14 protein-coding genes are annotated in these 15,668 nt (G+C 47.3%); all 14 read left to right on the top strand.

Features of this window, described 5'->3' with window-relative positions:
• Positions 1 to 12 precede the first annotated feature (12 nt).
• The 14 genes from hemW to KNQ13_RS01545 all read left to right on the top strand — a co-directional run bounded on the left by hemW (position 13) and on the right by KNQ13_RS01545 (position 15,656).
• The gene (hemW, locus tag KNQ13_RS01610) at positions 13 to 1,158 is read left to right on the top strand and encodes a radical SAM family heme chaperone HemW (protein ID WP_014969763.1); all 1,146 of its coding nucleotides are present in this window, start codon (positions 13 to 15) and stop codon (positions 1,156 to 1,158) included.
• A 331-nt stretch (positions 1,159 to 1,489) separates the two neighbouring features.
• On the top strand, positions 1,490 to 2,527 hold the full coding sequence (gene hrcA, locus KNQ13_RS01605) for a heat-inducible transcriptional repressor HrcA (protein WP_014969765.1): 1,038 nt from the start codon (positions 1,490 to 1,492) through the stop codon (positions 2,525 to 2,527).
• A gap of 24 nt (positions 2,528 to 2,551) precedes the next feature.
• On the top strand, positions 2,552 to 3,115 hold the full coding sequence (grpE, locus tag KNQ13_RS01600; RefSeq protein WP_014969766.1) for a nucleotide exchange factor GrpE: 564 nt from the start codon (positions 2,552 to 2,554) through the stop codon (positions 3,113 to 3,115).
• Positions 3,116 to 3,170: 55 nt separating this feature from the next.
• On the top strand, positions 3,171 to 4,997 hold the full coding sequence (gene dnaK, locus KNQ13_RS01595; protein WP_014969767.1) for a molecular chaperone DnaK: 1,827 nt from the start codon (positions 3,171 to 3,173) through the stop codon (positions 4,995 to 4,997).
• A 134-nt stretch (positions 4,998 to 5,131) separates the two neighbouring features.
• Positions 5,132 to 6,238 carry a molecular chaperone DnaJ gene (gene dnaJ, locus KNQ13_RS01590; RefSeq protein ID WP_014969768.1) on the top strand — a complete coding sequence of 369 codons (1,107 nt, stop codon included), beginning with the start codon at positions 5,132 to 5,134 and terminating at the stop codon, positions 6,236 to 6,238.
• Between the two features lie 23 nt (positions 6,239 to 6,261).
• A complete protein-coding gene (gene prmA, locus KNQ13_RS01585) occupies positions 6,262 to 7,209 on the top strand; it encodes a 50S ribosomal protein L11 methyltransferase (RefSeq protein ID WP_014969769.1) in 948 nt (315 codons plus the stop codon).
• A gap of 4 nt (positions 7,210 to 7,213) precedes the next feature.
• Positions 7,214 to 7,960, top strand: a complete 747-nt coding sequence (locus tag KNQ13_RS01580; protein WP_026831005.1) for a 16S rRNA (uracil(1498)-N(3))-methyltransferase — start codon at positions 7,214 to 7,216, stop codon at positions 7,958 to 7,960.
• A gap of 5 nt (positions 7,961 to 7,965) precedes the next feature.
• A complete protein-coding gene (gene mtaB / locus KNQ13_RS01575; protein ID WP_026831006.1) occupies positions 7,966 to 9,300 on the top strand; it encodes a tRNA (N(6)-L-threonylcarbamoyladenosine(37)-C(2))-methylthiotransferase MtaB in 1,335 nt (444 codons plus the stop codon).
• A gap of 297 nt (positions 9,301 to 9,597) precedes the next feature.
• Positions 9,598 to 10,293: a 23S rRNA pseudouridine(2604) synthase RluF gene (gene rluF, locus KNQ13_RS01570; RefSeq protein ID WP_014969772.1), complete on the top strand. Its 696-nt coding sequence runs from the start codon at positions 9,598 to 9,600 to the stop codon at positions 10,291 to 10,293.
• Positions 10,294 to 10,352: 59 nt separating this feature from the next.
• The gene (gene rarD, locus KNQ13_RS01565) at positions 10,353 to 11,228 is read left to right on the top strand and encodes an EamA family transporter RarD (protein WP_026831008.1); all 876 of its coding nucleotides are present in this window, start codon (positions 10,353 to 10,355) and stop codon (positions 11,226 to 11,228) included.
• Between the two features lie 22 nt (positions 11,229 to 11,250).
• Positions 11,251 to 12,135 carry an EamA family transporter RarD gene (rarD, locus tag KNQ13_RS01560; RefSeq protein WP_014969774.1) on the top strand — a complete coding sequence of 295 codons (885 nt, stop codon included), beginning with the start codon at positions 11,251 to 11,253 and terminating at the stop codon, positions 12,133 to 12,135.
• Between the two features lie 75 nt (positions 12,136 to 12,210).
• Positions 12,211 to 12,876, top strand: a complete 666-nt coding sequence (gene deoC / locus KNQ13_RS01555) for a deoxyribose-phosphate aldolase (protein ID WP_014969775.1) — start codon at positions 12,211 to 12,213, stop codon at positions 12,874 to 12,876.
• A gap of 156 nt (positions 12,877 to 13,032) precedes the next feature.
• Positions 13,033 to 14,010: a BMP family lipoprotein gene (locus tag KNQ13_RS01550; RefSeq protein WP_026831009.1), complete on the top strand. Its 978-nt coding sequence runs from the start codon at positions 13,033 to 13,035 to the stop codon at positions 14,008 to 14,010.
• Positions 14,007 to 15,656, top strand: coding sequence for a methyl-accepting chemotaxis protein (locus KNQ13_RS01545; RefSeq protein ID WP_014969777.1), 1,650 nt, complete (start codon positions 14,007 to 14,009; stop codon positions 15,654 to 15,656). Before KNQ13_RS01550 ends, KNQ13_RS01545 begins: the two co-directional genes overlap by 4 nt.
• Positions 15,657 to 15,668 lie beyond the last annotated feature (12 nt).

Genomic DNA, 15,668 nt, shown 5'->3' with positions numbered 1-15,668 from the left:
GGATGAGGCGAAATGACACCACGCGCCGCATATGTCCACATTCCATTTTGTGAACATATTTGTTATTACTGTGACTTTAATAAAGTATTTTTAAAAAACCAACCGGTCGCCGAGTATCTCGATGCGTTAGAACGGGAAATCGAACTCACGTTACAGCAGTACCCAACCGACCGCCTCGAAACGATTTTCATCGGCGGAGGAACGCCGACCGCGTTGAATGAACCCCAGATGCAACGGTTGATGGACATCATTACAAAACATTTGCTTCCGTTAACGGATGAGACGCTTGAATATACGGTCGAATCGAACCCGGACGGCGTCTCACCCGAAAAACTCGACATCATGAAAGCGGGAGGGGTCAACCGGGTCAGTTTTGGTGTCCAGTCGTTTGACGACGGATTGCTCGAGCGGATCGGACGGACACACCGGGAGGCGAAAGTCGCGGAGACGCTTGATCACGCAGCGAAACGGTTTGATAACATTTCCGTCGATCTGATGTTCGGACTACCGAATCAAACGCTCGAACAAGTTAAATACGATGTCGAACGGGCTTTACGGTTGCCGATCACCCATATCTCATCCTATTCCTTAATCCTTGAGCCGCATACGGTCTTTGCGATTCAAGAACGCAAAGGAAAGTTACCTTTGCCGACACAGGATTTAGAAGCCGATATGTATCGCTTGATGATCGAGACGATTGAAGCAGGTGGCTTAAAACAATATGAAATCTCGAACTTCTCCTTACCGAATCGGGAAAGTCGTCATAACCGGGTTTACTGGGAGAATGACGAATACTACGGATTTGGGGCTGGTTCCCACAGTTACATCAATCAGACACGTCGGGCGAACATCGCACCGATTCCACACTACATCAAAGCGGAAGGGTTACCGGTCCGTAATGAAACACTGTTGACGATAGTCGAACGGATGGAAGAGGAAATGTTCCTTGGTCTCCGGATGAAGGAAGGCGTATCCGAGAAACATTTCGAACACAAGTACGGACTGTCCCTCGACAAAGTGTTTGGGAAAACGATTGCGAAGTTATTGCCACGCGGATTAGTCGAGCGGACAGCGACACACATCCGCTTGACGGATGCAGGTGTACCGCTCGCCAATGAAGTGTTTGCCGAGTTCATCGGGGAAGCGGAGATGGAATAACGAAAAATCAGCACGATGACAGGTTCAATTTCGACAACAAAACGGCGTCCATACGAAAGTATGCAGACGCCGTTTTATTTTTTGGATTTTCGCAAGAAGTATGCTGTTGTTCCAAGGACTGCGATGAAGACCCAGACGAACACGCCGGCCATTGCAAACAGTTCTAACATCTCACTCCTCCTTTTGGTTGTTTGTTTCACTGTATCGCAGAATGGGAAAGTCTTCAAAGGGTTCAGCAAATTGGTTGACATCATTTCCGGGATTCCTTATAGTAAAGATGTAATTAGCACTCGTTAAAAGTGAGTGCTAACAAAATAAGGTGGTGAAGAAGGTGCTGACGGATCGCCAATTGTTGATTTTACGTGCAATCGTCGATGATTATATCAAAACCGCTCAACCCGTCGGCTCACGGACGCTCTCGAAACGGAGTGACGTGACGTTCAGTTCCGCGACCATTCGAAATGAGATGGCGGACCTCGAAGAGATGGGATTGATTGAGAAGCCACATACATCTGCTGGCCGAATCCCATCCGAGCTTGGATATCGATTTTATGTCGATCATCTGATTCGTCCGGAAAGCATCTCACCGCAAGAGGCAAAAGCATTAAAATCGTTATTTGCCCATTCCGTGAATGAAAATGATCGGTTGATCAGACATACAGCGGACCTGTTGAGCGAATTGACCCATTATACGACGCTTGTATTAGGACCAAAAGAAGAAGGGCAACGCCTCCATCACTTAGAGTTGATTCCGTTAGCGGAAGGACGTGTCGTCATCGTTCTCGTGACCGAAACGGGGCATGTCGAACATAAAACCCTTCAGTTAGCAGAAGCACTTTCACGAGAGGCAGCAAGTCGCCTGATGGAACGGTTGAACCAAACGTTGCGCGGTACACCGCTGAGTCAGCTTCGTGTACGTCTGTTAGAAGAAATCAGACGGTTTCGTTCCGAACATTCGGAACAGACGACGTTGCTGTCAAAAGCACTTGATATCGTCCTGATGGATCAAGACAACGAACGTCCGTTGATTTATCTGGGCGGTAAAGCAAATATGTTTGACCAACCGGAATTTCAAGATGTCGCCAAGTTGCGACCTGTTCTTGAGTTGATTGAACAACAGGAAGCATTGTTTGATTTCTTGAGTCCGAATCTCGATAATCAGATTTTGATTACGATCGGTAGTGAAAACAATGTCGATGCCCTGAAGGACTGTAGTGTGATTCGTGCGCATTATTCCGTAGACGGGATTTCGCTTGGCACACTTGCGCTGATTGGTCCAAAACGGATGGATTACAATCGAGGCATCAATTCGATCATTCATCTTCTCCAAGCATTCCAAACCGAGTTGCGTAAAAACAGCTTGGATTGAATATAGAAAGGGGCTCGATTCAGAGTGGAAGAAAAAGAGCAGAATCAAAACCTCAATAATAATGAAGAAGTTACCGAACAAGCAACAGAAACAGTCGAAGTAACGGAAGAAGAGGTCGTTCAAGCTGATCTCGTCGAAGAAACACCGGCTCCTGATTTTGAGGCACAACTTGCGGAAGCAAAAGCGTCAGAGTTACGTCTTCGGGCAGACTTTGATAATTTCAAACGCCGGAACCGGATTGAAGCAGAAAACCGGGCGAAGTATTCTTCGCAAGCGATCGTCGAGAAATTACTCCCGCTCGTCGACAATTTAGATCGTGCACTTCAGATTGAATCAGACAATGAAGAAACGAAATCTGTTTTAGCGGGTGTTGAGATGGTCAAACGACAATTGGTTGAGACGCTTCAAAATGAAGGTGTCGTTGAGATTCCTGCCGTTGGCGAAGCATTTGATCCAAACTTACACCAAGCTGTCGTTCAAGAAGCAAGTGACGAACATGAATCAGGCGTCGTCACGGCCGAGTTCCAAAAAGGGTACAAGTTACACGATCGTGTCATCCGCCCAAGTATGGTTAAAGTCGCAGAATAAATAAGAGTACCATCTGGTTTCACTACACTAACTATTCGAAGGTGAGGAATTTATCATGGCAAAAATCATTGGTATTGACTTAGGAACTACAAACTCATGTGTCGCAGTAATGGAAGGCGGAGAGCCTGTCGTTATCGCAAACGCAGAAGGAAACCGGACAACACCATCTGTCGTTGCCTTTAAAAACGGCGAACGTCAAGTCGGTGAAGTCGCAAAACGTCAAGCGATCACAAACCCAAACACAATCATGTCGATCAAACGTCACATGGGAACAGACTACAAAGTCGAGGTTGAAGGTAAGGACTACACACCACAGGAAGTCTCAGCCATCATTCTTCAAAAATTAAAAGCCCAAGCAGAAGACTACCTCGGTGAAAAAGTTACAGAAGCGGTCATCACGGTTCCTGCTTACTTCAACGATGCAGAACGACAAGCAACAAAAGATGCAGGTACAATCGCTGGTCTTGACGTTAAACGGATCATCAACGAACCGACAGCAGCAGCACTTGCATACGGTCTTGAAAAAGGCGAAGACCACACGATCTTGATCTATGACTTAGGTGGCGGTACGTTTGACGTCTCGATCCTTGAACTGGGTGACGGTGTCTTTGAAGTTGTTTCAACAGCTGGTGACAGCCGTCTTGGTGGAGATGACTTTGACCAAAAAATCATCGACCATCTTGTCGCAGAATTCAAAAAAGACAATGGAATCGATCTTGCTCAAGATAAAATGGCACTTCAACGTTTGAAAGATGCTGCTGAAAAAGCGAAAAAAGACCTGTCAGGTGTTTCTTCGACACAAATCAGCCTTCCATTCATCACGGCTGGCGCAGCAGGTCCACTTCACCTTGAAATGACATTATCACGTGCGAAATTTGACGATCTGACTGCTGACCTCGTCGAACGGACGATGGCACCAACACGTCGCGCACTTAGCGATGCTGGCATGACTCCAGATAAAATCGACAAAATCATCCTCGTTGGTGGATCAACACGAATCCCAGCGGTTCAAAAAGCAGTTCAAGACTTCACAGGCAAAGAATCATTCAAAGGCGTTAACCCGGATGAAGTCGTTGCTCTTGGTGCAGCAGTTCAAGGTGGCGTATTGACAGGTGACGTCAAAGACGTTGTTCTTCTTGACGTGACACCACTCTCACTCGGAATTGAAACAATGGGTAGCGTGATGACGAAACTGATCGATCGTAACACGACGATCCCGACTTCTAAATCACAAGTCTTCTCGACAGCAGCTGACAACCAGCCAGCCGTTGATATCCATGTTCTTCAAGGGGAACGTCCGATGGCGTCTGACAACAAAACGCTTGGTCGCTTCCAGTTGACAGACATTCCGCCAGCACAACGTGGTGTACCACAAATCGAAGTTAAATTCGACATCGATGCAAACGGAATCGTTAACGTATCAGCCAAAGATCTTGGTACAAACAAAGAGCAATCAATCACGATCCAATCATCAAGCGGTTTGACTGAAGCGGACATCGACCAAATGGTCAAAGATGCAGAAGCGAACGCAGATGCGGATAACAAACGTAAAGAAGAAGTGGAACTTCGTAACGAAGCCGATCAACTTGTCTTCGCGACAGATAAAGCAGTCAAAGATCTCGGTGAGCAAATTGACGCAGCTGACAAAGAAAAAGCAGAAGTAGCAAAAGAAAAAGTCACAACTGCCCTTGCGGGAACAGACATCGAAGCGATTCGTACGGCAAAAGACGAATTGTCGACAGTCGTTCAAGAGTTGACACAAAAAGTCTACGAAAACATGGCTCAACAACAAGCGGGCGCTGAAGGCGCACAAGCTGGTGGACAAGATGACAACGTCATGGACGCAGAATTCGAAGAAGTCGACGACAAAGACAACAAATAATTCAATCGACCGATCTTTCGGGCGCTAGAGAGAGCCAAAGCGTAATCCGCGCTTTGGCTCTTTCCATGTCGCATGAAGTTCGGTAAAATCAAACAGTATGAAATGAATCGGAACCAAAGAGAGGAAGAATGCACGTGGAAAAACGCGATTATTATGAAGTCTTGGGCGTCGCGCGCGATGCCTCAGCAGCAGAAATCAAACGAGCTTACCGAAAGTTAGCTCGTACGTATCATCCGGACGTCAATAAAGAGGCGGATGCCGATCAAAAATTCAAGGAGCTTTCTGAAGCATACGAGGTGTTATCGGACGATAATCAACGCGCCCGTTATGATCAGTTTGGTCACCAAGATCCATCACAAGGTGGAGCTGGCTTCAGCGGAGCTGAAGGATTTGGCGATATCTTTGATATGTTCTTTGGTGGCGGTCGCCGTCAAGATCCGAACGCACCACGTAAAGGACAAGACCTCCAATATGTCGAAGAAATTGACTTCATGGAAGCTGTCTCGGGTGTCGAGAAAGTCATCACGATTCCAGTCGAAGAGGATTGTGGCACTTGTCACGGTTCAGGCGCTAAACCAGGCACGCATCCAGAAACGTGTAAGCGTTGTGGTGGATCTGGTCACATCAACGTTGAACAAAACACGATGTTTGGTCGTGTCGTGAACCAAACAACATGTTCGACATGTCACGGACGAGGTCAAATCGTCAAAGAACCATGTGAAACATGCCGTGGTGCCGGTCGCGTTCGTAAAAACAAAGATGTTCGTGTCAAAATTCCAGCAGGGATCGATAACGGACAACAGATTCGTCTTGCTGGTAAAGGAGAAGCAGGCGTCAATGGTGGACCGTTTGGTGATCTGTACGTCGTCGTCCGTGTCCGCGAACATGAATTGTTCGAACGGGTGGATGATCACATCGTCATGGACATGCCACTGACATTTGCCCAAGCGACACTTGGGGATGAAATCGAAGTGCCGACCGTTCATGGAAAAGTGAGCCTCAAGATCCCAGCAGGCACACAAACCGGATCACGTTTCCGTCTGCGGGGCAAAGGGATGCCAAACGTGCGTTCAGGACATCAGGGGGACCAATACGTCAATGTCGTCATCATCACGCCGAAAAACCTGACTGATCGTCAAAAAGAGTTACTGCGTGAATTTAATGAAATCAGTGATGAAAAAGGTGTCGAGGAACAACACGAAGGCGTATTCAGCCGAATCAAAACATTCTTTACAGGGTGATCACTAAAGGAGCGTGACAGATAATGAAATGGTCGGAAGTCAGTGTCCATACGACACAAGAAGCGATCGAGGCAGTCTCGAATATTTTACATGAAGCAGGAGCGAGTGGGGTCGTCATCGAGGATGTAGAGGATTTCGAAGTGATGTCACACCGTGAAGATAACTTCGGTGAAATTTGGGATGAGAAGAAACGGGACGAATATCCGGATAGCGGCGTCCTCGTCAAAGCGTATCTTGCAGAAAGTAGCGATTTGACGGATACGATCAAAGGAATCGAACGTGATATTCAAATGCTGACGAAATTCGGTCTGACGATTGGTGCAGGAACTGTCACGCTCACTCAAGTGGATGAAGAAGACTGGGCACATTCGTGGAAACAGTTTTATAAACCGGTCAAGATCAGCCGGCATTTGACGGTCGTCCCGATGTGGGAGGACTATACACCACAACCGGATGAGAAGATCATCGAACTGGATCCCGGAATGGCATTCGGAACCGGAACACATCCGACGACAGTCCTCTGTATTCAGGCGATCGAAAACTATCTCCAAGACAACGACCGGGTCGTTGATGTTGGTACGGGTTCCGGTGTCCTGGCGATTGCAGCGGCTAAACTCGGAGCAAAAGACGTCTTTGCGCTTGATTTAGATGAAGTCGCGGTTCGTTCGGCAACGGACAATGTGGCATTAAATCAAGTCAGTCAACAAGTCACCGTCCGTCAAGGCGATTTGATGAAAGAACTGAAAGAACCGGTTGAGTTGATTGTCGCGAATATCTTAGCTGAAGTCATCTTATTGTTCGTAAACGATGCCTATGAACTGACTTTGCCGGGCGGTCACTTCATCGCTTCCGGCATCATTGGTCAGAAAAAAGACATGGTGCGTGACGCGATGGTGGAAGCCGGATTCACAATTGTCGAAACGACGAAGCTTGAAGACTGGGTCGCAATCATCGCGAAACGTGAGGCTTAAGCCGATGCAACGATATTTCGTCGAACAGACCGCACGTGCGGGAAACACCTTTACACTGTCAAAAGACGACGCCCATCATATGAAAAACGTCATGCGGATGGATGTCGGTGATGAGATTTTAGTGTTGGACGGAACAGGACTGTTTCGTTGCCGACTTGAGCAGCTCGAAAAGCAAACGGCCGTCGCGGAAATGATTGAAGAATTGCCAATCGAGACGGAACTCCCGATCCACGTGACGATTGCTTATGCGTTACCGAAGGGTGATAAGATCGAACTCGTGGCACAAAAAGCGACCGAACTTGGAGTTCATCAACTACTTGTTTTTGAATCGGCCCGTTCTGTCGCCAAATGGGACGCCAAAAAAGTTCCGAAAAAGCTGGAACGACTCGAAAAAATCGTCAAAGAAGCAGCAGAGCAATCATACCGGGCGCACTTGCCGACGGTTGAGTATGTGACGTATGATGAAGTCCTACAAAGTACTACTGATTATACGGCGTGTCTGATTGCCTATGAAGAATCGGCGAAAGAAGGGGAGGCGTCAGCCTTCGCTTCTACGCTGTCGCGGCTTCAGTCCGGCGACTCCTTATTGGTTGTGATTGGTCCGGAAGGTGGACTGACGGAAACAGAAGTAACGCGTTTAACCGCTGGTGGTTTCGTGCCGGCATCACTCGGACGACGGATTTTACGGACGGAAACGGCACCACTCTATGTCCTGTCCGCCGTATCGTATCATTTTGAATTGAAAGGGTGAGTGAAATGGCAACTGTTGCCTTTCAAACGCTTGGTTGTAAAGTCAATCATTACGAGACAGAAGCCGTCTGGCAACTGTTCAAGGATGCGGGATATGGACGTGTTGACTTTGCAAATCATGCCGACGTTTATGTCGTCAATACATGTACAGTAACAAATACGGGCGACAAAAAGAGCCGCCAAGTCATCCGACGGGCCATCCGTCAAAATCCAGACAGTGTCATCTGTGTCACCGGTTGTTACGCCCAGACATCTCCCGCTGAAATCATGGCGATTCCCGGGGTCGATGTCGTCGTCGGGACGCAGGACCGGCACAAGATGATTGGTTACATCGAACAATTCCGCGAAGAACGGATGCCGATCAACGCCGTCGGTAACATCATGAAGGCAAAAGTCTACGAAGAACTCGACGTCCCGGCATTTACGGACCGGACGCGGGCTTCTCTGAAGATCCAAGAAGGTTGCAACAACTTCTGTACGTTTTGCATCATTCCTTGGGCACGCGGTCTGATGCGTTCACGTCAACCGGAAGATGTCTTGAAACAAGCACAACAACTAGTGGATGCGGGCTATAAGGAAATCGTCCTGACCGGTATTCACACGGGCGGTTACGGGGAAGACCTCAAAGACTATAACTTGGCGAAATTGTTAAAAACGCTGGAGTCCGTGACAGGTCTCGAACGGCTTCGGATTTCTTCGATTGAAGCGAGTCAAATCACAGATGAAGTACTGGACGTCTTAAAAGATTCGCCGATCGTCGTCCGGCATCTCCATGTTCCGATTCAATCGGCATCGGATACGGTCTTGCGCCGGATGCGCCGGAAATACACGATGGCGGAGTTTGGTGAACGGATTACTCGCTTAAAAGAAGTCTTGCCGGATTGTGCGATCACGTCTGACGTCATCGTCGGTTTCCCGGGGGAGACGGAAGAAGAGTTCATGGAGACGTTTAACTTCATCAACGATCACAAGTTCAGCGAACTGCATGTCTTCCCGTATTCGAAACGGACCGGAACACCGGCTGCGATGATGGAGGATCAAGTGGATGAACACGTGAAAGAACAACGTGTCGCTCGGTTGATTGCCTTATCGGATCAACTGGCGAAAGAATATGCTTCGAAATACGAGGGAGAACTGCTTGAAATCATTCCGGAAGAATTTTCGGAAGAAGCAGGGGGTCGTCTCGTCGGCTATACCGACAATTACTTACGTGTCGCGATCGAAGGGGACGAATCATTGATTGGTCAACTCGTTCGTGTCAAAATCACTAAAGCGGGTTATCCGATGAACGACGGACAATTCGTCCGCGTCATGGAGACATTAAAAGAACAAGCGATCTGAAATGGGGGCTGACTCAAAAGTCACCCTTATCTCGTAAAAAAAAGAATTACTCGTTACACGCAACTCCTACAGGAAAAAGCGCATTTTTGCGCTGTCAGAGACAAACAAGACCAGCTTTCCTGCCTGAATGAGGCAGGAAAACTGGCTTGTGTCTCGCCTGAGGAAAGGGCGTGAAAAGACGAGTAATTCTTTTTTTGAGTCAGCCCCTTATTTTTGGAGTGACAAATTATTTTGTTTTCAAGTAACGGATACGCTACACTGAGTAAAGATTATAAAAGAGAAAGAGGACACAAACTTATGCGAATCAATAAATTCATCAGTGAAACAGGATATTGTTCCCGGCGGGCTGCCGATAAATTAATCGATGCCGGACGTGTGACGATCAACGGAAACGTGGCCGAGCTCGGCTCGCAGGTCGAAAAAACAGATGCCGTCGAGATTGATGGACAACCGTTACAAGCGAAGCCGGAGCTCGAGTATTTGATCTTAAACAAACCGGTCGGGATCACGTGTACGACAGAGCGTGACATCGAAGGCAACATCATTGATTTCGTCAATCATCCGAAACGGATTTTCCCGATTGGGCGACTCGACAAAGATTCCGATGGATTGATCATCTTGACGAACGATGGGGATATCGTCAACCGGATTTTACGGGCGGAAAACAACCACGATAAAGAATACATCGTAACGGTCGACGCACCGATTACGGAAACGTTCATCGAAGGTATGGCGAGCGGCGTCGACATTCTTGGAACGACGACGAAGGAATGTGTCGTTGAACAGCTCGAGTCGCGGACGTTCCGAATCGTTTTGACACAAGGGCTGAACCGGCAAATTCGCCGGATGTGCAAAGAATTTGGTTACCGGGTCAAACGCCTGCAACGTGTCCGGATCATGAACGTCGAACTCGGTGATTTACCGATTGGTGAATGGCGCGACTTGACGGAGTCAGAAATGAAGACATTGTTCCAGATTCTTGATCAACAATAAGCTGAAAAAGTCGCCATGATGATGGCGGCTTTACTTGTATATACATAAGGAGGTTCATCGTGGATAAACGGGGAATGAGTGCGACCTTCGTCGCCTACGTGATTGGAGGATTGTTACCGATCTATAAACTGTTTGCGGATGAGGTACCGGCATGGACGGTCGTTTCGATTCGCATCATCAGTGCCTTTGTCTTTGTCAGCCTGTTATTACGGATGACCAAGAAATTCAAGCATGTCAAACAGCTTTGGAAAAATAAACGCCAGCGTAATACCGTTCTCGCGGCTGGTCTCGTCCTTGGTGGGAACTGGACGCTCTATCTGTATGCAATCGGGGAAGGGTATATCGTCGAGTCGTCACTCGGCTACTATATCAATCCGCTCGTCAGTGTACTGTTCGGACTATTGTTTTTCGGAGAACGTTTAAACCGGGCCCAACTACTGGCAATGGTCAGCGCTATCAGCGGTGTCCTGATTTTGACGTTTGGGTACGGAAAGTTTCCGATCATCGCGTTTTCACTCGCGGTATCGTTTGCTTTTTATGGTGTTCTCAAGAAAAAGGCGGCAGCGGAACCGTTGTCCGGTTTATTTCTCGAGACGTTGGTGACGTTACCATTTGCTCTAATGACGCTTAGCATCACTGGTTCAAATCCAATGGCTTTACCGACAGAATCCTTATTTGCCATCATCATGCTGGGTGTAGCAACCGCGATTCAATTGATGTTGTTTGGATACGGTATGCCGAAAATTCCATTCGTCTATGTCGGGATATTACAGTATATCGCCCCGACGTTGACGTTGGTGTTGGGTGTCTTTTTATTCAATGATATCTTCACGACGATTCATTTGATCGCCTTCTTGTTTATCTGGTTGGCTGTAGCCTTATTTACGATCAGCGGGATTTCAAATGGTCGGATCAAAATGAAAAAAGTGTCGTAATCCAGAAAAGAGGAAATGAACAATGAATAAATCGGGCTTAATCGCAACATTAGCCGCCTATGTCATTTGGGGATTGTTGCCGATTTACTGGAAGTTGCTCGCAAGCGTCTCGAGCGAAGAAATTTTAGCACATCGGATTGTCTGGTCCTTCATCTTTTTGATGTTGTTACTATACGTCCAAAAAGCATTACCAAAGTTCGCGGGAGCCTTAAAAAATCCATTTACACGTCGACTCTTTTTTCTAAACGGACTGATCATCAGTATGAACTGGTTCATTTATATTTGGGCAGTCAATCATAATTTTATTGTCGAGGCATCACTTGGGTATTACATCAATCCGATTGTCAGTATCATCTTCGGAGTATTCTTTTTTCGGGAAAAACTATCGCGGATTGAATGGCTGGCGATTGTACTTGCGACGATCGGGGTCTTGATTTTGACGATTGGTTACGGGAAATTTCCTTGGATTTCGCTGGCGCTTGCTTTCAGCTTTGGGTTTTACGGTGTCGTCAAAAAACAACGCCCGCTTGAATCAACCGTCAGTCTGACCATCGAGACGTTGGCACCGTTACCGATTGCGATCCTATTTTTAGGTTACATGGGGATCAGTGGACAAGAGACGTTTACTTCGTCCGGCTTCGTAACGATCGGGCTCGTTTTGACGGGAGTCATCACGGCTGTGCCCTTGTTATTGTTCGGTTTTGGCGCCCAACGGATTCCGTTTACGGTCGTTGGTTTTCTTCAGTTCGTCGCCCCGACCTTGTCGCTTGCGATCGGTGTCCTCCTGTACGACGAACCCTTTACACGAACACACTTGATTGCGTTTACATTCATTTGGTCGGCTGCTTTGGTCTTTACGCTAAACGGATTGTTGATTCGGAAAAAACAACTGCGAAAAGTCGCGTAAAAAGATAGAAGTCAGACTTCTCACGTGATAGAATGGAAACAGAGTCTAAGGGATACCCTTAAGGAGGAACTAATCATGAATTTAGCAGGAATGATCGACCATACAGCGTTAAAAGCAGAAACATCACGTGCTCAAGTCGAAACACTTTGTAAGGAAGCACTCGAATACAAATTTGCAAGTGTCTGTGTCAACCCGACAAACGTAGCACTCGCAGCAGAACTCTTAAAATCAGATGATGCAGTTAAAGTCTGTACCGTCATCGGCTTCCCGCTTGGTGCCAACACACCGGAAGTCAAAGCATTTGAAACACAAGATGCGATCAAAAATGGTGCAACGGAAATCGACATGGTCTTAAACATCGGTGCGTTAAAAGACGGCGATCTTTCACTTGTCGAACGTGACATCCGTGCCGTTGTCGAAGCAGCAAACGGAACACTTGTCAAAGTCATCTTCGAGAACTGTCTCTTAACAAAAGAAGAAATCAAAACGGCTGCTGAATTGTCAGTTAAAGCAGGCGCAGACTTCGTCAAGACATCAACTGGTTTTTCAACAGGCGGCGCAACGGTAGAAGATATCCGTCTGATGCGTGAAACAGTGGGTCCTGACATCGGTGTGAAAGCTTCAGGTGGTGTCCGTGATTTCGAAGGCGCAAAAGCGATGATCGATGCAGGTGCGACACGAATCGGTGCTTCTGCCGGTATCGCGATCGTCACAGGTGGTTCTTCAGACAGCGATTACTAAGTTAAACATAAAGAAATGTGCGCGTCCTTTTTTCAACGAAAGTTGGGAAAAGGACGCTTTTTTTGTTGTGGGATAATTCTGAATTTGATTTTAAGGTTAAGAAGTCAGACATCCCTTCCGATAATCCAGTGTAGAACAGTGGAGGGAAGTGGAAAAATGTCAAAACGAATCGGGTTATCCGGACTTGCACTGACGATGGGTCTAGCAGGTTGCGGCAGTGTCATCGATGATCCTCAGCAAGCAGTCAAGGAACGACGCGAAATGGCAGTCGTGTTGTCTGATGTAGGATTAGGCGATCAATCATTCAGTGACGCTGCGATGAGTGGGATGTCGTTGCTTCGGGAAAAAGAAGATTGGTTCATCGATTATAGAGAATTGAGTGAAACGAAGTCATATGGCGTCGCTTTTGAGACATTGGCCAAACAAAAGCCGACCGTTGTCGTAGGTCTTGGTTTCATGGGGCAGGCAGATTTAGAAAAAGTCGCCAAACGTTATCCGAAACAACAGTTTGCGATTATCGATGCGGTATCTGAGTTGCCGAACGTCTTATCGGTCACATTCAAAGAAGACGAGGGAAGCTACTTAGCCGGGGCAGCAGCGGCGATTCAGTCAGAAAGTGAAACAATCGGATTCATTGGTGGGATGAAGTCGCCTCTCATTGAAAAGTTCGAAAAAGGATACGTGGCAGGGGCAAAAGCTGTCAATCCAGATATCCGTGTCCTGGTCGATTACGCGGAAGACTTTGCCGCACCGGATAAAGGAAAACAACTTGCGGATGCCCAGATGAAAAAAGAGGCGGATGTGTTGTACGCCGCAGCCGGTTTAACCGGGAGCGGCGTCCTCGAAGCTGCTGAGAAAAAAGGTAACAAAGCGATTGGTGTTGACAGCGATCAGACGGCGATTGCACCGGATGCGGTCATGACATCGATGCTGAAACAAGTTGATCTCGCGATTACGAAAATTGGGGATTCGGTAAAAGAGTCGGGTCTCCAGTCGGGTCAAATCGTCTTAGGTGTCAAGGACGGCGCAATCCAGCTCGCACCGATTCGTAATGTCAGCTTCACACCAAAAGAATTACAGCAACTCGAACAGCTGAAACAACAGATTCTTGAAGGGAAGGTGGACGTGCAATGACGTTACGGAAACGCTTTTTAGTATCGACACTCGTGACGATTGTCAGTGTCGTCGCCTTGATGGGCTGGACCTTATTCGAACTACGACAAATTCAATCCTACAACGAAGATTACGGCAAACAGTTAGTCGAGATTTCAGAACTCGAGACAAAATTACTGTACGAGCAGGCTGCTTGGAACCGACTAGCCAGTCAACCTTCAGAAAATCAGAAGGAGCAAGCGCTAGCGTTAAGTAAAAAAAATGAAGCTGCATTGAATTCGCTTCAAAAAGCGTACTTGATCGATCGTTTTCAACAAGATTTGGACCGGGCTAAAATGAAATATACGACGTTATCCTCGGAACGGGAGACATTGCTAAATGAGTTGAATCCGATTACGATTCGATCATATGCTGCCCGAATCGAAGGGGTGTTAAGTGACTTATATACGTTACATACGAAGAACGGGGAATTTTATGATGTCTTACAACAAGAGGCAAAAGACAAGACCTTGAATCTGACGCGTTCTGTCCTGATTGCGACATTCGTTCTGCTGATTGCTTTAGCACTGTACAATTGGTATTTCGCACGGAGCATCACACGACCGATCAGTCGTGTCGTAAAAACGGCAGAACAGATTTCGCAAGGGGATGTGTCACAACAATTAAAAATCTCGGGGCGAACGGATGAAATCGGTCGACTTGAGTCAGCAATCGCCCAGATGCAAGGGACGTTGCATGGGGTCATCGGAACGATCAGTCAAACATCGACGACGATCAATCAGATGAGCGAACAGGCGACGGCCGAAAATGCCAATATCGTTGAAGTATCTGGAAACATGACGCATGCCATTAACGAGATGGCGAGCGGGACCCAGACCGTCTCCGACGATTTACAGACGACCGTGAGTACGATCACGGATATGAGCAGTTTATTTGAACAAAGTGAACATCGGGCCCAACAGGCGTTAAGCCAAGGACAACTTGCCGATGCGACGATGGGGAAAAGTGCAAGAATCATGCAAGAGCAGGCAGAATCATTAGAAACCGCTTCGCTTCAAAATCGAGAGCTTGGTCACCAACTTGCCGGGTTTTTACAACAAACCCAACAGATTGAACAGATGGCGCAACTTGTCTCGAGTGTATCTGCCCAAACGAATCTCCTTTCATTAAATGCGGCAATCGAGGCAGCCCGAGCGGGAGAAGCCGGGCGTGGATTTGCCGTCGTTGCCAGCGAAGTGAAGAAGTTGGCTGATGAGACACACCAAGCGACACGATCGATCTTTTCACTCGTGCGTTCGATTCGAGCAGACGGTGCGGTCTTACAAGACGCTTTGCTTCGATCCGAAAAAGAACAAGAACATCAAGTACAAAACTTTGCTGAAGTCAAAACGGCGTTTGAAGAAACAAGAAGTCATGTCGGAGAAGTCACGGAAACGTTACAGTTCATGGCGACACAGCTCGTTCACTCGAAACAACAAGCCAATCAGGTCGTCAATCAGGTCAGTTCGGTCAGTGGTGTGATGGAAGAATTAGCTGCAGGGAATGAAGAAGTCGCCGCATCAATGCGTGATCAACAAGCTTCATTTGAACAGATTCATCAACTGATGTTAGAACTGGAACAAACGACGATGTCACTCGATCAACAAACAAGTCAGTTCAAACTGTAATTCGAAAGGATA

The sequence above is a fragment of the Exiguobacterium sp. s128 genome (assembly GCF_018618815.1).
GTDB lineage: Bacteria > Bacillota > Bacilli > Exiguobacteriales > Exiguobacteriaceae > Exiguobacterium_A > Exiguobacterium_A antarcticum.
The sequence above is the reverse complement of the archived record's forward strand: the minus strand, read 5'-3'. Positions and strand labels throughout refer to the sequence as shown.